Annotated in this window: 12 protein-coding genes and 1 pseudogene; 8 read left to right on the forward strand and 5 right to left on the reverse strand. The window is 72.7% G+C overall.

Going from position 1 to position 17,726, the window contains the following annotated elements; translation table 11 throughout:
• Window positions 1-104: 104 nt before the first annotated feature.
• Together JQN84_RS32640 and JQN84_RS05340 are read left to right on the forward strand one after the other, a co-directional pair.
• Window positions 105-1,904, forward strand: a pseudogene (locus JQN84_RS32640) (type I polyketide synthase); the annotation flags it as partial.
• Between the two features lie 218 nt (window positions 1,905-2,122).
• The gene (locus JQN84_RS05340; RefSeq protein ID WP_204928161.1) at window positions 2,123-2,389 is read left to right on the forward strand and encodes a PqqD family protein; all 267 of its coding nucleotides are present in this window, start codon (window positions 2,123-2,125) and stop codon (window positions 2,387-2,389) included.
• A gap of 106 nt (window positions 2,390-2,495) precedes the next feature.
• Here JQN84_RS05340 and JQN84_RS05345 read toward each other — a convergent pair whose 3' ends face one another.
• On the reverse strand, window positions 2,496-3,104 hold the full coding sequence (locus JQN84_RS05345; RefSeq protein WP_204957237.1) for a TetR/AcrR family transcriptional regulator: 609 nt from the start codon (window positions 3,102-3,104) through the stop codon (window positions 2,496-2,498).
• A gap of 82 nt (window positions 3,105-3,186) precedes the next feature.
• Between JQN84_RS05345 and JQN84_RS05350 the strand changes: the two genes are divergently transcribed.
• Together JQN84_RS05350 and JQN84_RS05355 are read left to right on the forward strand one after the other, a co-directional pair.
• Complete coding sequence (locus tag JQN84_RS05350) at window positions 3,187-4,935, forward strand: MFS transporter (protein ID WP_204957238.1); 1,749 nt, start codon at window positions 3,187-3,189, stop codon at window positions 4,933-4,935.
• A gap of 300 nt (window positions 4,936-5,235) precedes the next feature.
• A complete protein-coding gene (locus JQN84_RS05355) occupies window positions 5,236-6,012 on the forward strand; it encodes a thioesterase II family protein (RefSeq protein ID WP_204957239.1) in 777 nt (258 codons plus the stop codon).
• Window positions 6,013-6,186: 174 nt separating this feature from the next.
• Here JQN84_RS05355 and JQN84_RS31915 read toward each other — a convergent pair whose 3' ends face one another.
• Window positions 6,187-6,456 carry a DUF5988 family protein gene (locus JQN84_RS31915; protein WP_204957240.1) on the reverse strand — a complete coding sequence of 90 codons (270 nt, stop codon included), beginning with the start codon at window positions 6,454-6,456 and terminating at the stop codon, window positions 6,187-6,189.
• Window positions 6,457-7,282: 826 nt separating this feature from the next.
• Here JQN84_RS31915 and JQN84_RS32200 point away from each other — a divergent pair.
• The 3 genes from JQN84_RS32200 (at window position 7,283) to JQN84_RS05375 (ending at window position 13,630) form a co-directional block, all read left to right on the forward strand.
• On the forward strand, window positions 7,283-10,117 hold the full coding sequence (locus JQN84_RS32200) for a helix-turn-helix transcriptional regulator (RefSeq protein WP_204957241.1): 2,835 nt from the start codon (window positions 7,283-7,285) through the stop codon (window positions 10,115-10,117).
• A gap of 142 nt (window positions 10,118-10,259) precedes the next feature.
• Window positions 10,260-11,066, forward strand: a complete 807-nt coding sequence (locus JQN84_RS05370) for an ABC transporter ATP-binding protein (RefSeq protein WP_204957242.1) — start codon at window positions 10,260-10,262, stop codon at window positions 11,064-11,066.
• A complete protein-coding gene (locus JQN84_RS05375) occupies window positions 11,066-13,630 on the forward strand; it encodes an FtsX-like permease family protein (protein ID WP_204957243.1) in 2,565 nt (854 codons plus the stop codon). The genes JQN84_RS05370 and JQN84_RS05375 overlap by 1 nt, the downstream gene beginning before the upstream one ends.
• A gap of 68 nt (window positions 13,631-13,698) precedes the next feature.
• On the opposite strand, the gene JQN84_RS05380 is transcribed toward JQN84_RS05375, so the two are convergent.
• Genes JQN84_RS05380 through JQN84_RS05390 form a run of 3 tightly spaced genes read right to left on the reverse strand, consistent with a single transcriptional unit; the run spans window position 13,699 to window position 17,173 of the window.
• Window positions 13,699-14,361, reverse strand: coding sequence for a response regulator (locus JQN84_RS05380; RefSeq protein WP_204928153.1), 663 nt, complete (start codon window positions 14,359-14,361; stop codon window positions 13,699-13,701).
• Window positions 14,325-15,629 (reverse strand): sensor histidine kinase, encoded by a 1,305-nt coding sequence (locus JQN84_RS05385; RefSeq protein WP_204957353.1) that lies wholly within the window; start codon window positions 15,627-15,629, stop codon window positions 14,325-14,327. The genes JQN84_RS05380 and JQN84_RS05385 overlap by 37 nt, the downstream gene beginning before the upstream one ends.
• Before the next feature lie 17 nt (window positions 15,630-15,646).
• Window positions 15,647-17,173: a serine/threonine-protein kinase gene (locus JQN84_RS05390; RefSeq protein WP_204957244.1), complete on the reverse strand. Its 1,527-nt coding sequence runs from the start codon at window positions 17,171-17,173 to the stop codon at window positions 15,647-15,649.
• A gap of 361 nt (window positions 17,174-17,534) precedes the next feature.
• Between JQN84_RS05390 and JQN84_RS05395 the strand changes: the two genes are divergently transcribed.
• Window positions 17,535-17,726, forward strand: a 192-nt coding sequence (locus tag JQN84_RS05395; RefSeq protein ID WP_204957355.1) for a hypothetical protein, incomplete at its 3' end; no start/stop codon positions are given.

The raw sequence follows: 17,726 nt of genomic DNA on the forward strand, positions 1-17,726 counted from the left end.
AGCTGGGCGGGGCGCGGGCCGCACACCGCTCGTCGCTGTACCAGCTCACCTGGGCCGCGGTGGAGACGCCGCAGGGCACCGGCGACGCCACGACCGTGGTCCTCGGCGACGACGACCTCGGCCTCGGGGTGCCCCGGTACGCCGACCTCGCCGCGCTCGCGGCGCAGGCCGACGGCACGCCGGGCACCGTCGTGGTGGCCTGGCGTTCCCCGTCGGACTCGCCCTCGGTGGTGGCCACCGGGGCGCTGTCCCTGGTGCAGGGGTGGCTCGCCGACGACCGGTTCGCCGGTGCCCGGCTGGCGTTGGTGACGACCCGGGCGGTCGCCACCGCCGACGGCGAGGACGTGCCCCGACCGGTGGACGCCACCGTCTGGGGGCTGGTCCGGGCCGCGCAGGAGGAGAACCCGGGCCGGCTGGTCCTGATCGACGTCGACGGGCCGGACGCGGCGGCGGTGCGGGCGGCGCTGGCCGTCGACGGCGAACCGCAACTGGCGGTCCGTCGGGGTGGCCTGCTCGCACCCCGGCTCGCGGCGTTGCCGGTGCCCGACGGTGAGCTGCCCGTCGGCACCGACCCGACGGGCACGGTGCTGGTCACCGGCGGCACCGGCGGCCTGGGCCGGCTGCTCGCCGAGCACCTGGTCACCCGGCACGGCGTACGGCGGCTGCTGCTGGCCAGCCGGCGCGGTCCGGCGGCCCCGGGCGTGGACGAGCTGGTCGGCCGGCTGACGGCGGCCGGTGCGGAGGTGACGGTGGCCTCCTGCGACCTGGCCGACCGGGCGGCGGTGGCGGCCCTGCTCGACGGGGTGCCCGCCGAGCACCCGCTGACCGGGGTGGTCCACGCGGCCGGGGTGGTCGACGACGGGCTGCTGCCGACGTTGACCCCGCAGCGGGCGGCGGCGGTGCTCGGCCCCAAGGCGGAGGCCGCCCGTCACCTGCACGAACTCACCCTGCACCGGCCGCTGCGCTGGTTCGTGCTGTTCTCCTCGGCGGCGGCCACCCTGGGTGGCGCCGGCCAGGCCAGCTACACCGCGGCGAACGCCTACCTCGACGCCCTCGCCCAGCACCGGCGGGCGCACGGTCTCGCCGGCACCGCGCTGGCGTGGGGCCTGTGGGCCGAGGCGGGCAGCGGGATGACCGGTCACCTCGGTGCAGCGGACCTGCGCCGGATGGCCCGTTCCGGGGTGGCCGCACTGTCCACGCCCGACGCGTTGGCGCTGTTCGACGCGACCCTCGGGCCGGTGCCGGCGGTGGCCCTGCCGGTCCGGCTTGACCTGGCCGCGATCCGGTCCCGGGCCGACGGGGTGCCGCCGCTGTGGCGCGGCCTGGTCCGGACGCCGGCCCGGCGGGCGGCGGCCGGTGCGGCCGGCCCGGTGGCGGGGGAGCGGCCGCTGGCCGACCGGCTGGCCGGCCTGTCGCCGGATGACGCCGACCGGACCGTGACCGAACTGGTCCAGGCCCGCGCGGCCGAGGTGCTGGGGCACGACCGCCCGCACCTGCTGGACGTGGACAAGGGCTTCCTGGAGCTGGGCTTCGACTCCCTGGCGGCCGTGGAGTTCCGCAACAGCCTCGGTGCGGCGACCGGGCTGCGGTTGCCGGCGACTCTCATCTACGACCACCCCAGCCCGGCGGCGGTGGCCCGGTTCGTCCGGTCCGAGATGGCCGGTGACCTGCCGGCCGCGCCGTCGCTGGAGGCGGAGCTGGCCCGGTGGGAGACGCTGCTGGACGGCACCGTGCCGGACGAGGCGGAGCGGGGCCGGATCACCGTCCGGCTCCAGGCGCTGATGTCCCGGTGGAACGCGGCGTACGGGGCGGCCGAGGTGACGTCGGACGCCCGGGACCTGGCGTCGGTCACCGCGGACGAGTTGTTCGACATCCTCGACGACGAGTTGGAAGCGTCGGACTGACCCTCTTCCGAGGAGGCCCGAGGTCCGCCGACCCCCACGGGTGGCCGGCGGACCTCGGGCTTCCTCCCCGCGTACGGGTGGGGTTTTGTCCACCTTCGACGTGGGTCCATGGCCGTACCGTGTCACCGTCCGACCTCATACCGTAGTGAGCGGGCCTGGTGGACGTCACGGTTCGCCGCAGGGTGCCACCAGGGTGGACACGGGGAGAGGCAGGGAGGATGCGGGTGCGACTCGAACAGGGCATCGTCGCCAAGGTCACCCGGAACGGGCAGCTTGAGCTGATCTCCGAACGGAGCGGGCTGCGATACCGGTTCGGGGCGACCGCCGCCGCGATGTGGATCGCGTTGCAGCAGCAGGGCGGTTCGCTGGAGCGGGCGGCCGGTGTGCTGGCCCGGCAGTGGTCGGCCGATCCGGCGGTCACCCGGCGCGACTTCGACGTCTGGCTGGAGGACATGCTCCGCGCCGGCCTGGTCCGGGTGGAGTGACCGGTCCGGCGGGTCCGCCCCGACCCCTATCCCGACCCCCTGTACGCGGGCGGCGGTGGGTCGTACCCCTGTCCGGTCGGTCGGGACGCGACCCGGCGGGTGGGGGTCAGGCGTCGGAGGACGGGGTTTCGGGGTCGCCTGATTCGTTGACCGCGCCGACGATCACCCGCAGTGCCTCGGCCAGGTCCTTGCCGGAGGGGGCGGCCTCGGGATCGAGCAGCCGCTGCACCGTCAGGCCGGTCATCAACGCCAGCAGGAACGAGCCGACGGCCTTGCGGGTCGCCTCGGGGACGTTCTCGCCCCCGTTGCGGATGACGAAGGTGGCCAGCGCGGGCCGGGCCCGGGTGTACGTCTCGGCGAGCTGTTCGCGCAGCACCGGCAGGTGCTCGGCCAGCGCGAACGCCTCGATTCCGGCGACCCAGAGCGGCCGGTGCGTGCCGAACGACTCCACCAGGCCGGTCCACATGGTCTCCAGCCGGTCCATCAGGTCGGGCTGGGTGCCGTCGCGCAGCACCCGGTCGATCTCGACGCCCCACTCCTCGAACGCCTGCACCAGGGCGGCGGTCAGCAGCGCCTCCTTGGAGCCGAAGTGGTAGCCGATCGACGCCAGGTTCGTGTCCGACGCGGCGACGATGTCGCGGGCGGTGGTGCGTGTGTAGCCGCGCTCGTAGAGGCAGACCCTGGCCCCTGCCAGCAGGCGTTCCCGATGACCCACGGGCGTCACCCTACTCGGAACCACCCCCTAATTCATCCATCGGATGTATACGAGCGTCTAAATCCGGTGGTAGCTTTCGGCCATGGCTACAGCGCAGGCAAAGGCCGGCCGCCGCGAGTGGATCGGCCTCGCGGTACTCGTCATGGTGACACTGATCATCAGCATGGACATGACCGTGCTGTCGTACGCTCTGCCGTTCATCACGGCGGACCTTGAGCCGACCAGCAGTCAGCTCCTCTGGATCACGGACGTCTACGCCTTCGTGCTGGCCGGCCTGCTGATTCCGATGGGGACCCTGGGGGACCGGATCGGGCGCCGCCGGCTGCTGATGATCGGCGCGGCGGTGTTCGGTGCCGCATCCGTGGCCACGGCCCTCTCCACCAGTCCCGGCATGCTGATCGGGACCCGGGCGGTGATGGGTGCCGCCGGTGCGACGCTCATGCCGTCGACCATGTCGTTGATCCGCAACATGTTCCACGACGAGAACGAGCGCCGGGCCGCGATCGGCATGTGGGCGGCCGGCTTCTCCGCCGGTGGCGTCATCGGCCTGGTGGCCGGCGGGGCGCTGTTGCAGTACTTCTCCTGGGGCACCGTCTTCGAGATCAACGTGCCGATCATGCTGCTGCTGCTGATCCTGGCCCCGTTGCTGCTGCCCGAGTTCCGCAACCCCGCCGCCGGCCGGCTCGACCTGCTCAGCACGGTGCTGGCGTTCGTCGCCGTGCTGCCGATGATCTGGGGCATCAAGCAGTTCGCCGAGGACGGCATGACCTGGCCACCGGTGGCCGGTGTGCTCGCCGGTCTGCTCTTCCTGACCGTGTTCGTCCTGCGTCAGCGCCGGCTCGCCGACCCGGTGATCGACGTCCGGCTGTTCCGCGCCCCCGCGTTCAGCGCGGCCGTGGTGATGAACGTGCTCGCCAACTTCGCGCTGGTCGGGTTCATGTTCTTCATCAGCCAGTACCTCCAGTTGGTGCTCGGGCTGCGGCCGTTCACCGCCGGCCTGTGGTCGCTGCCGGCCGCCGGCGCGGCGGGCATCGGCGCGGCGGTGCTCGCGCCGATGCTGGCGCAACGCTTCCGGCGGGCCTACGTCGCCGCCGGGGGGCTGCTGGTGGGTGCCGCCGGCTGCCTGGTGCTCGCCCAGGTCGGTGACGACTCGGGGCTGGCCATGGTGGTGGTGGGCCAGGCGCTGATGACGGGTGGCATCGCGATGGTGCTGACGCTCAGCGCCGAGTTGATCGTCTCCACCGCGCCGCCGGAGCGGGCCGGCGCGGCGGCCGGGCTCTCCGAGACCGGCAGCCAGTTCGGCGCGGCGCTCGGTGTGGCGATCCTCGGCAGCATCGGCACGTACGTCTACCGGCGGCAGCTGTCCGGTGGGGCCCCCGACGGCGTCCCGGCCGACTCCTGGGCGACCGCCCGGGAGACCCTGGGTGGCGCGGTCGAGGAGAGCCGTACCCTCTCCGCCACCGCGGCGGACACGCTGGTCGCGCTGGCCCGGGCCGCCTTCGCCGACGAACTGCGGGTCGCCGCGGTCGCCGCGGCCGGCATCCTGGTGGTGACTGCGGTCCTGGCCGCCGTGCTGCTGCGCAACGTGGGGGCCTCGGTGCCCGGTCAGGATCCGTCAGGCGGACCCGCCGACGCCGGGCCCGCCGGCACCCCGGCGGTCGACCCGGACGCTGCGGCCGTCTCGGCCGATCCGGCCGGGACGGGGGGCGACCCGGCGACCCGGGCGGAGCAGACCGCGGCGGAAGGACGCCTCGACACCGAGCCGCCGGCGGTCCGGATCGGGCCGGACTCGACCCCCCAACCGTCCCGGCCGGCACATCCGGTGGCCTGACCGTACGGTTCCGACGGTGGCGTTCCCGCGGTGGGCGGGGACGCCACCGTCGTCCGTGCCGCCGGTCGTGACGGTGCCGGGCTAGGGGCCCGGTGCCCCGCTTAGGGGTTGTCCCGGCGTTTCGGACGTTCCTACGCTCGCTTCGACAGCGGGCACCGGCGTCACACGGGGGGCGTCGGTTCGACATCCGTGCCCGGCGGGTCGGTCGGCGCGTCGGTCGAGCCGTCGGCACGGGGGTTGGCCCGCTGGAGACGTCCTGCTGTGGGCGCACCCGCAGCGCCGATCCGTAGGGGACCAGTGATGACGGCAACGCTCGAGAACGACCTCTGGGTGCGGCGGTTCCACCCGTCGCCGACCAGCGCGATCCGGCTGGTGGCGTTGCCGCACGCCGGTGGCTCGGCCAGCTATCTGTTCCCGGTCTCCCGGGCCCTCACGCCCGCCGTGGAGGTGCTGGCGATCCAGTACCCGGGTCGGCAGGACCGCCGGCACGAGCCGGTGCTGGATTCCGTCGCCGCCCTGGCCGACGGGGTGTTCGAGGCGCTGCGGCCGTGGCTGGACCGGCCGGTGGCGCTCTTCGGGCACAGCATGGGTGCCGTGCTCGCCTACGAGGTGGGGCTGCGGTTGCAGACGCGGACGGGTCAGCCGCCGGTGCGCCTGTTCGCCTCCGGTCGCCGGGCGCCGTCCCGGGTCCGCGACGAGCGCTACGTGCACACCCGCGACGATGCCGGCGTGCTGCGGGAACTGGCCCGGCTCAGCGGTTCGGACCCGAGGGTGCTGGGTGACCCGGAGCTGCTGCCGATGATCCTGCCCGCGGTGCGCGGCGACTACAAGGCGGTGGAGACCTACCGGACCGACCCGGACCAGCGCCTGGACGCCCCGATCACCGTGCTGACCGGGGACGCGGACCCGGTGACCACGTTGGACGAGGCGCACGACTGGGCGAAGCACACCAGCGGCGAATGCGACGTGCGGGTCTATCCGGGTGGGCACTTCTACCTCAACGACCACGCCGCCGACGTGATCAAGCTGATCGGCGCGCAGTTGCACCACGCGGTCTCCGGCGGCCCGGCGGCCTGACCGGATCCGCGCCCGCTACCGGGAGGATCGTCCCCCGGGACGGGCGTTGCGGGGTGGGAACCGGTGGGCATCCGCCCGACGCCGCCGAACCGGGCGACGGGGCACCGACCGCACCGGGTGCGGACAACACGACGGGCGGGACGCCGGTGGCCGGCGTCCCGCCCCTCGTACCGCTCATTCGGCGATCTTCGTCCGCATGGTCCAGCGGAAGACCACCACCCGCGAGGCGTCGTCGTTGAGGCCGTCGTGGTCACTGGAACGCTCGAAGTGCTCGTAGCCGCCCAGGTAGGGCACCTTGATCCGGCCGGTGCCGGCCGGCGCGCTGTGGGCCCGCTCGACGGCCGTCAGCCCGACCGGGCCACCTTCGAGCACCACGTCGAAGTGGTCGCCGCCGCGAACGTCGCTGAACCGCCGCGCGCTGCTCACCCGGGTGAGATCGTCCACGCTTTCCTCCTCGGCTGGGGGCGGGAGACGCGATCGACAGTGTTTCGCGTCACTGCCCTCGGATGCCTCCAGCGTGGCGGCACCGCCGGTCGGCGCATACCCGGAAGCGACCCCTAACTCCCGACCGGGGGCCAGATTTCAACGGCCGGCCAACCTGCGGTTACTTTGCGGCCCGGTGAGTCGCATTTGTGATAGCCCCCGGCTTGCCGCAAGGGTACGGCATTGACCAATGCTTATGAATTGCTTCTGTAATAGAGCTGTCTTCTCCCTGAAACTCAATTTTTGCTCAAGAGTAGATTGCCCGATTCGATGCTTCTCGTCCGGTCGGTGGTGGTGTGCCGACGTCGGGGGCAACGGTGCAGGCCGGGGGGAGTTGGCCCGAAAGCTTCCGGTAGGAGTCCTCTGCCGGAGTCATTTCCCAGGTCAGGGCCGTGTGCCGTGGGTGGAATCTGCGGCCATCCGCGCAGGTGGGAGGGGTCGCGATGGCTCTTCGATCATGTAATTGCTACCGAGTGGTAATTTCTCGACCGGGGACGACAAACCGACAAAACGCCATCCCCGCTCGTAATATCGGTGACGAAGTATCATCACCCCACTACCGTCTTGTACGGGTGTCTATGTATGCTGTGCTCGCCGTCGGGACGCGGTGAAAGCCATCAATCAATTGGCAGTCATCATTGCAAGACCTGGTTTGCCGGCTGACGTGGCCAGTGACCGGGCGGGTCCCGCGGACCGCGTGGCATCGAGCCGAACGGTTTCGTCGGGGGCCTGACCCGGAGCTGGCAGCGCCCGTTCGATGCGTCATCGCTGACCTGGGGGGAGACGGGTGGATTTTGTGGAGAGAAGCCGCGAGCTTGACATCTTGCGGGACCTTTACTCCGACAGTGCCACGGGCAGGGGGCGGGTCGCGCTGATCAGCGGCCCCGGTGCCACGGGCAAGACCGAGCTGTTGCGGGCCTTCGCCGACCACGTCGGCGCAGCGGGCGGGCTGGTGCTGCGCGCCGCCTGTTCCCGGGCGGAACGGCTGTTGCCCGCGGCCGTGATGGGGCAGCTGTTCCACAGCGTGCCGCTGCCGGCCGAGGTGATGCGGCGCATCGGCGCGTTCGTCGACATCGACGGCGTCGCGACGGAGGGTGACGCCGACATCAGGGCCGTGCACGCCATGTGTGTCGAGCTGCTCGACCTCGCCCGCAGCCGGCCGCTCGTACTGCTCGTCGACGATGTCGAGTTCGCCGACGAGCGGACCCTGCACACCCTGCTCTACCTCCAGCGCCGGCTCACCGCCGCACAGATCCTGGTGGTGCTCACCGAGTCACCGCAGCCCCAGCCGTTCCACCCGGAGTTCCGGGCCGAGATCAGCCGACAGGCGAGCTTCTGCAACATCCAGCTGTCACCGCTGTCCGAGGCGGGCGTCGCCGAACTGCTGCGCGGCTGGACCGACGACGAGACGGCCACGGCGCTCGCCCCGGCGTACCACCGGGTCAGCGGTGGCAACCCGTTGCTGCTGCACGCGCTCGGCCAGGACCGGCGGGTCGCCGGGGCGACGGAGCCCACCGAGGTGGTCGTCGGTGACCAGTTCCGCCAGGCCGTCCTGGCCTGCCTGCGCCGCTGGGACCCGACCATCCTGGAGACCGCCCACGGGTTGGCCCTGCTCGGCGACTTCGCCACCCCGGCGTTGCTGGCCCGGCTGCTGGACACCAAGCCGGCCCGGGTCCAGTGGGTGCTCAACGCGTTGACGATGTCCGGCCTGCTGCACGGCGGCCGGTTCCGGCACCCGGCGGCGCGGGCGGCCGTCCTGCACGACCTGGCCCCGGACGCGCTGTCCGAGATGCACGCCCGGGCGGCGGAACTGCTGCACGCCGAGGGCGCTCCGGCGCCGGCGATCGGTGGGCACCTGCTCGCCGCCGGTGGCCTGGCCGAACCGTGGGCGATCACGGTGCTTCAGGACTCGGCGACGCACGCACTGGCCGAGGACCGCGTCGACGACGCGGTGGAGTCGCTCAAGCTGGCGCACGACATGTGCGACGACGAGCCGCGCCGGGCGGCGCTGACCGCGATGCTGGCCGCCTGCCAGTGGCGGGTCAACCCGGCGGCGGTGAGCCAGCACCTCCAGTCGCAGCGCGAGGCGCTGCGGGCCGGGCACCTCTCCGAACGGCACGCCGCCGCGCTGCTGCGCTACCAGCTCTGGCACGGCCACCGGGCGGACGCCCAGGAGACCCTGCGGCACCTGCGCGACAACCGGCAGCAGCTCGACGCCACCACCGCCGCCGAGCTGGAGGGATGCGCGGAGTGGCTGCGGCTGCACTTCCCCGTCGCCTTCGCCGAGCTGGACGCCGACGTCGGCCCGACGGCCACGCCGGCCGGTGCCCCGGCCCGCTCCGACGGCTCCCTCGGATCAGCCACGCCGTCGCTGACCGCCGTGCTCACCGACGGGGTGACCGACGAGGTGATCGCCCGCGCCGAGCAGGTGCTCGGCAGCCACCTGCTGGTCGACGTCGGGCTGGAGTCGGCGCTGTGCGCCCTGCAGACCCTGGTCTACGCCGACCGGATGGACCGCGCCGTGCACTGGTGCGACGTGCTCGGCACCGAGGCCGGCGCGCGGGGCGCCACCACCTGGCACGCCATCCTGTCCGACGTCCGCTCGCACATCGCGCTGCGCCAGGGCGACCTGCCGCTCAGCGAGCGGTTCGCGCGGGAGGCGCTGGACGCGATGTCCCCGCACAACTGGGGCGTGGCGATCGGCTCACCGCTGTCCAACATGCTGCTCGCCAAGATCGGCATGGACAAGCTCGACGAGGCCGAGGCGCAGCTCAAGCACGTCATCCCGGACGCGATGCGCGACACCTGGTTCTGGCCGATGTACCTGCGGGCCCGGGGCCACCTGCACCTGGCCGGCGGGCGGGTGCACGCGGCGCTGGCCGACTTCGAGACCTGCGGGCAGCTGGCCACCCAGTGGGGGATGGACCTGCCGACCCTGCTGCCCTGGCGCGGCGACCTGGCCCAGGTCTACCTGCGTTCCGGCCGGCCCGACCGGGCCCGGGGCATGGTGACCGAGCAGCTTTCCCGGCCCGGCGCCGACAACGCCCGCACCCGGGGCATCTCACTGCGGCTGCTCGGGTCCGCGCTCGACGTCAAGCAGCGGGTCAACACGCTGCGCCAGGCGGCCAACCTGCTCCAGGAATCCGGCGACCGCTACCAGCTCTTCCTGGCCCTGGCCGCGCTCAGCAGCGCGCACTACGGGCGGGGCGAGTTCAACACCTCGCGGGTGGTGGCCCGCAGCGCGATGCAGCTCGCCAAGGACATCCAGGCGCAGGCGTTGTGCCGCCGGCTGTTGCCCGGGGGCGACGCGGCCGGCGCCGACGACCCGGACACCCCGCCGGAGCACGAGGAGATGTCCCGGCTCAGTGACGCCGAGCAGCGGGTGGCGACGCTCGCCGCGCTCGGCCACACCAACCGGGAGATCGGCAAGAAGCTCTACATCACGGTGAGCACCGTCGAACAGCACCTCACCCGGGTCTACCGGAAGCTGAACGTCAGGCGGCGCACCGAGCTGTCGCTGGGGCTGCCGATGGACGCCGCCGGGGCCGGGCTGCTCGCCGTCGCGCCGGGCGGGACCGAGCGGTCCTGGCCGCAGTGGGAGTCGGCGGTCCAGGCGAGCTGAGCTCGTCAGCGGTGGCGATTCCGGGGTGGGCCTAGGCCCACCCCTTCGGGTCATTAGCTCCATTGAGCGCAATCGGCCCGATCCATACCGTGAAACATGTACCCACCGCCGTTCGGCGACGTTCTTTTGCGGGGAGCATGAGGTGAACAGAAACAAGGACCGGCGGACGCCGATCAGTGGTGCCGACGCGGTGCGGCTCGACGACGTGCGCAAGACGTACGGGCGCGGCGACAACCGTGTCGACGCGCTGCGCGGCGTCACGATGAGCTTCCCCCGGGGCAGCTTCACGGCCGTGATGGGGCCGTCCGGCTCCGGCAAGAGCACGTTCCTGCACTGCGCGGCGGGGCTCGACGTGCCCTCGTCCGGCTCGGTGGTGCTGGACGGCAAGGAACTCAGTGGCATGAACGAGAACCAGCTGACCCGGCTGCGTCGGGAGCGGGTCGGCTTCATCTTCCAGGCGTTCAACCTGATGCCGGCGCTCAACGTCGAGCAGAACGTGGGCCTGCCCTTCCGACTGGCCGGCCGCCGGCCCGACCGGCACTCCGTGGTGGAGGTGCTGGGCCGGGTGGGGCTGGCCGAGCGGCGCAAGCACCTGCCGAGCGAGTTGTCCGGTGGTCAGCAGCAGCGGGTCGCGATCGCGCGGGCGCTGATCATGCGCCCGGCGGTCATCTTCGCCGACGAGCCGACCGGCGCGCTGGACACCCAGACCACCATCGAGGTGCTGCAACTGCTCCGCGAGACGGTGTCCAGCGGGGGACAGACCATCATCATGGTGACCCACGACCCGGTCGCCGCCGCTGCCGCGCACCGGGTGCTGTTCCTCGCCGACGGCCAGTTCATCGGTGAACTGGAGGCGCCGACCGCCGACGTGGTGGCCGAGCGGATGACCCACCTGACCGCGTGGCAGCAGAACCGGGCGCCGCAGTCCACCGGCAGGGGTGGCTTCTGATGACGTACCTCGCGTGGCGCACCCTGCGCTACCGCAAGCTCGCCTTTATCGCGACATTTATCGCGGTCTTCTTCGGTGTGGCGCTGATCGTCGCCTGTGGCGGGCTGATGGAGACCGGCATCCGGATGGCCGTCCCGCCGCAGCGGCTGGCGGCGGCCGACGTGGTGGTGAGCGGCAAGCAGACCTACGGCGTGCCCAAGAAGGACCCGCAGGACACCAAGAACATCAAGTCGGTGCCGCTGGCCGAGCGGTACTGGATCGATCCGGGCCTGGTCGGCAAGATCCAGGGCGTGCCCGGGGTCGAACGGGCGGTGGCCGAGGCGTCGTTCGCCGCCACCGTCGTCCGCAACGGCGCACCGGTGATCGTCGGGACCCAGTCGCTGGGCCACCGGTGGGAGTCGGCGCAGCTCGGGCCGTACCGGCTCGACGGGCAGCCGCCGGCCCAGGCCGGCCAGGTGGTGCTGGACCGGGCGGTGGCCAAGCTGGCCCGGATCAAGGTCGGCGACCGGGTCGACGTCGTGGTCGGCGGGGTCCAGTCGTCCTTCCAGGTGACCGGCATCGCCGCGCCGCCCGGTGAGCTGAGCCAGTCGGCGCTGTTCTTCTCCGACGACGACGAGCGGCGGCTCAACCCGCACACCGGCACCGCGGACGCGATCGGTGTGCTGGCCAAGCCCGGCACCGACCTGGACGCGCTGCGCGAGCGGATCGAGCGGACCCTCGCCGACCGCAAGCTCGTCGTGCTCACCGGCGACGACCGGGGCGCGGCCGAGTTCCCCGAGGCGGTCGGCGGTCAGGCGCAGCTCATCCCGCTCTCCGGGGTCTTCGCCGGCATGACGGTCTTCGTGGCGATCTTCGTGGTCGCCAGCACGCTGGGCCTGTCGGTGCAGCAGCGGCAGAAGGAGATCGCGCTGCTGCGTTCGATCGGCGCGACGCCCCGGCAGATCCGCGCGATGGTGCGCCGCGAGGCGCTCGTCGTCGCGGTCGGTGCGGCGATCCTCGGCTGCGCGCCCGGGGTGTTCCTCGGGCCGCTGCTCTACGACATCGTCTCCGACGCCGGGGTCATCTCGCCGGTGGTGCAGTTCCACCAGGGTTTCATCCCCTACCTGGCCGCGCCCGCGATCGGCATCTTCGCCGCCATGGTCGCCGCCTACGTCGCCGGCCGCCGCCCCTCCAAGACCAAGCCCACCGCCGGCATCGCCGAGGCCGCGCTGCAGCGCAAGTGGGTGAGCTGGCCCCGGGTGGTGTTCTCCATCCTGTTCTTCGCCGCCGGGTTCGCGCTGATCCTGGTGACCGCGATCGTGATGCAGGGCGCGGTGGCGTCCGCGACCGCCGGGCCGGCGGTGATGTGCTGGGCGATCTCGATCGCGTTGATCAGCCCGGGGCTGACCCGGCTGCTGGCCGGCGTGCTCAGCCTGCCGGTACGGGCGTTCTTCGGCCTCGCCGGCTACCTCGGCACGGTCAACGTCCGCACCCGCGCCGTCCGGGTGGCCTCCGCGGTCACCCCGATCATGCTGGCCGTGGCGCTGGCGGTGGCCAACTTCTACCTCCAGACCACCCAGAACGAGGCCGCCGAGCGCTACTACTCGGACAACCTGCGGGCCGACCTGGTGCTCAGCTCCACCACCGGCGGCTTCCCCGCCGACACCGTGGAGGCGATCCGGTCCGCGCCGGGCGTCGAGGAGGCGTCGGCGTACGTGACCAGCGCCGGCTGGATCAACAAGCCGTACGACGGGTCGCACGTCGAGTCGCCCTGGCCGTTGCAGGGGGTCAGCGGGGCCAGCGCCGCCGGCATCACCGGGGTGCGCACCAGCGACGGCAACCTCGGTGACCTGCGGGGCGACACGGTGGCGCTGCCCGAGGTGGCCGGGAAGAACCTCAACGTCGGCGTCGGCGACCAGATCACCCTGCGGCTCGGCGACCGCTCGGCGGTGGACCTGCGGGTGGTGGCGCTCTACCCGGCGAAGAAGGGGTTCGAGACGATCCTGCTCCCCGCCGACCTGCTCGCCGCGCACAGCACCACCGGGCTGTCCCGGCAGATCCTGGTCACCGCCGAACCCGGCACCAGCCGGGACGCGCTGACGGCCAGCCTGCGGGAGAAGGTCGCCGGTAACCCCGGCACGATGATCGAGGGGCGGGAGGCGATCACCACGTTCGCCGAGCGGACCAAGACCCAGGCCTGGGTCAACTACCTGCTCGTCGCCCTGGTCGCCGGCTACACGATGATCTCGGTGGCGAACACCCTGATCGTGGCGACCGCCGGCCGCCGCCGGGAGTTGGGCATGCAGCGGCTCATCGGCGCCACCCGCAAGCAGGCCCTCCAGATGCTCAGCGTGGAGGCGGGTATGGTCGCGGTCATCGGGGTGGTGCTCGGCACGATCGCCTCCATCGCCACGCTGATGCCGTTCAGCATCGTGGTGCTGGGCCGACCGGTGCCCTCCGGTCCGATCTGGATCTATCTGGCCGTGGTGGCGGGCGCGACCGTGCTCGCCTTCGCCGCCACCGTGCTGCCGGGCCGCCGGGTGATGCTCTCCCGGCCGGCGGAGGCCGCCGTCGCCGTCGAGTGAGGGCAACCCGCACACACGACGGTGCCCCCGGTCGACCGACCGGGGGCACCGTCGCATGTGGCGTCGGGTCAGCCGACGTCGGCCCGGGTGCCGTTGAGGTACGCCAGCACGGCCAGCACCCGGCGGTTGCTGTCGTCGGCCGGGGTCAGGTCCAGCTTGGTGAAGATGCTGGTCGTGTACTTGGCGACGGCACCCTGACTGACGATGAGACGTTGGGCGATGGCCGTATTCGAACATCCCTCGGCCATCAGCTTGAGCACCTCCCGCTCGCGCGGGGTGAGGGTCGACAGTGGCTCCCGACGGGACCTGCCGGCCAGCAGCTGCGAGATCACCTGCGGGTCCATCGCGGTGCCCCCGTCGGCGACCCGGCGGATCGCGTCGACGAACTGGTCGCTGTTGAGTACCCGGTCCTTGAGCAGGTAGCCGATGCCGCCGCTGGCGTCGGCGAGCAGCTCCTTGGCGTACAACTGCTCGACGTGCTGGGAGAGGACCAGGATGGGCAGTCCGGGGCAGCGGCGACGCGCCTCCAGGGCTGCCTGCAGGCCCTCGTCGGTGAAGGTCGGGGGCAGGCGAACGTCGACCACCGCGACCTCCGGGCGGAGGGTCACCAGGGCGTCGAGCAGGGCCGGGCCGTTGTCGACCGCCGCGACGATCTCGAAGTCGTAGGATTCGAGGAGCTGGACCATTCCCTGTCTCAGGAGGAAGAGGTCCTCGGCGAGTACAACGCGCACGGCAGCTCCAGGATCGCGACGGTCGGCCCACCTTCGGGACTGCTGAGGACGAGCGTCCCGTCGAACGTAGCACAGCGCCGCTCGATGCCCCGGAGTCCGGTGCCGAGGGTGGCGTCGGCACCGCCCTGACCGTTGTCGATCACTACGGCGCGCAGCGAACCGTCCTCGTGCCGCAGGTCGATGCTGGCCCGGTCGGCGTTGGCGTGCTTGACCACGTTGTTCAACAGCTCCGACAGGGCGAAGTAGACGGCGGACTCCGCCGGGGCGGCCAGCCGGCCGGGTACGTCGGCGATGACGTCGACCTCGATCGGGCTCTCCAACGCGATCGCCCGGATGGCGTCCTCCAGCCCCCGCTCGGCCAGCACCGGCGGGTGGATGCCCCGGATCAGGCAGCGCAGTTCCTCCAGCGCGCTGGCGGTGGCGTTGCGCGCGTCGACCAGCAGGGTCTCCGCGACGTCCGGATTGGTCCGCAGCTGCCGGGTGGCCGCACCGAGCTTCATGCCGATCGCGACCAACCGGGCCTGCGCCCCGTCGTGCAGGTCCCGTTCGATCCGGCGCAGCTCGGTGGCCTGGATGTTGATCACATCCGAGCGGGTCTCGGAGAGGTGCCGCATCCGGGAGGCGATCTCCGCCCGTTCGCTCGGGCCCAGCAGCGTCCGGGCGAAGTAGGCGTGTCCGGCCACCACCCCGGGGGCGGCGGCCACCCAGATCGCGAACACCACCAGGCTGACCAGCGCGCCGAGCACCGCGTGCGGCCAGGTGTCCATCGGGGTGAAGCCGTACCAGAAATCCACCCCGGACTCCCGCATCAGCATCCAGAACCCGGCGGAGAGCAGCAGCCCTTCCACCGAGTAGACCAGCAGGGTGACCGGCAGCAGGCCGAGTACGAAGCCGACGAACACGTTGAGCAGGAGGAACAGCAGGTCGCGCCAGGTCGCCGGGTCGGTGAGGATGGACCGGCAGCGCTGCACCCAGCCGACCACCCCCCGCTCGGTCGGCGGCGCGGGCAGGTAGGGCGTGGCGATCGACACCCCGGCCCGGCCGGCGAGATCCCGGCACCGCCCGGTGAGCCAGCGGACCAGCGGGGTGACCAGGGGCAGCAGCAGCACCCCGACGCCGAGCGAGATGAACGCCGTGGCGAGCACGGTGGCGACGAGCAGGGCCAGGCTGAGCGCGGCGCTGGCGACGAGCACCACGCCGCGCCCGGTGGCGTGCAGCGCCCGGGACAGGGCCCGCCCGGTGAGTTCCGCGGTGATGGCGACGTCCATGTCCTCCGGCTCCCCGGTCACGGCAGATCGATGGTGGTGCCCGCACTCAGTGGCGTGTCGTGGACGACCAGTTGGCGCAGTTCGGTGCCGACCGGCGTGTCGTAGACCAGTGATCCGCTGACCGTCGCGCCGGGCTTGATGCTCTTGGTCAACCGTTGCGTGTCCGGATAGTAGAGCAGGGAACGGGTGTCCGGGGTGTATCCCCGCCCGTCCGCGTCGACCAGCCGCTGGCTGAGCGGCCAGACGATGGTGCCCTTGGACCCCTTGTTGACCACGTCGACGTCGACCATGCAGAACACGCCGTCCGCCTTCTGGGTCAACGGCCAGAACCCGATCTCCCGCGACCCGCAGTGCACCCCCGTCACGGTGAACTCCAGCGACCCGTCCTGCCCGGTCGCGGTGGCGGGGGTGGGGCTGGGGGTGGGGGTGGGCGACGGGCTCGGGGTGGGGCTCGGTGTGACGACGCCGGACGGCGCGGACGGGTCCGGCCCGGCGGACGGTGCCCCCCGCTGGTCGGCCTGTCGCAACGCGACCACGCCCAGCACGACGAGGGCCACCACCGCCACCACCCCGGTCAGCACCGCCGGCCAGGGCGGCGGCGGTCGACGCGGCGGCGGCGTCGGGGCGACCAGGGTGGCCGGCTGGCCGGCCGCCGGGTACCACCGGGTGCCGTCGAGCTGCTCGGTGGTGGCGGCCACCGGTTCCACCGCCGAGCGGATGCTGGCCGTGTCGGCGCTGCCGACCAGGATCAGCATCGCCTCCCGGGCGGTGGGACGTTGCCGGGGGTCGGTGCGCAACGCCCGCGCGACCACCGCGGCGAGGCCGGCGGGCAGCCCGCTCAGGTCGGGCGGGCCGGCCGGGTGCACCCGGGGGTCGACCGGCAGCCGACCGGTGGCGGCCCAGCCGACGAGGATCCCCCAGGCGTAGACGTCGGCGGGCTGGGCGGGCGGGAAACCGGCGAGGCGCTCCGGGGCCAACCAGCCGGGCGTGCCGTACGAGGGGCCGGTGGTCGGGTCGAGTGCCTCGATCAGGCTGGCCAGCCCGAAGTCGATGACCTTCGGACCGAACGGGGACAGCAGGACGTTGCGGGGGGTCAGGTCGCCGTGCGCCAGCCCGGCGGCGTGGATCGCGGTGAGCCCGGCGGCCACCCCGACGGCCAGCGCCTCGGCCTGCGGGCCGGAGAGCGAGCCGTGCCGGGTCACGTGCTCGTGCAGGGACGACCCGGTCACGTACTCGGTGACGAGGTAGGGGATCGGCCCCTGCGGGTCGGCGTCGAGCACCCGGGCGGTGCAGAAGTCGGCGACCCGGCCGGCGGCGGCGACCTCGCGGGCGAACCGTCGCCGGAACTCCGGCCGGGAGCGCAACTCGTCGTGGACGACCTTGACCGCGACCCGGCCCCCGCCCGGGGCCTCGGCCAGGAAGACCACCCCCATGCCGCCCGAGCCGAGCAGGCGGCGCAGCCGGTAGGGCCCGACGTGTTCCGGATCGCCCGGCCGCAGCGGTGACCCCGGCTCGGCCACTGCGCCGCTGGTCAGCTCGCCCATGTAGACAAGTGTCCCATGCCGGGTCGAGGCACGCGCCCCCTGCGCCGTCCCCGGTGGACGCCCCGCGTCGCCCGTCGCCGGGCCGTCCGCGGGTGGGTCGGGGTAGGGGATCGCTAAGGGTTGGCACGGCCGGGACCGGAACCTAGCGTGTGGTCGCACGCGCTCGCCGGCGCTTGATGCGGTCGGCGACCCCGCCGGCTGACGCCGGGGTCGCCGACCCCGGCGGTACGGACCTGCGCCGGCCGTACCGCGCCGGCCGACGGCTGCGCTGGTACCGCCGGGGCCGGGTGTCGGCCCGCCCGTTCACCGGCGGCGCACCGTCGTGGTGCGCGCCGCGCAGCAGAGAGGGACGTGATCGCCCATGACCTCCACGACACGGTACGACGATGCGCCGGCGACGGACGGTGGGACCCCTGGCGGGACCGAGGTGCGTCAGTTGGACCGGGTGGTGATCCGGTTTGCTGGTGACTCGGGTGACGGGATGCAGTTGACGGGGGACAGGTTCACCTCGGAGACGGCGCAGTTGGGTAATGATATTTCGACGTTGCCGAAT

Origin of the sequence: Micromonospora humidisoli (genome assembly GCF_016900955.1) — a bacterium.
Classification (GTDB): domain Bacteria; phylum Actinomycetota; class Actinomycetes; order Mycobacteriales; family Micromonosporaceae; genus Micromonospora; species Micromonospora wenchangensis.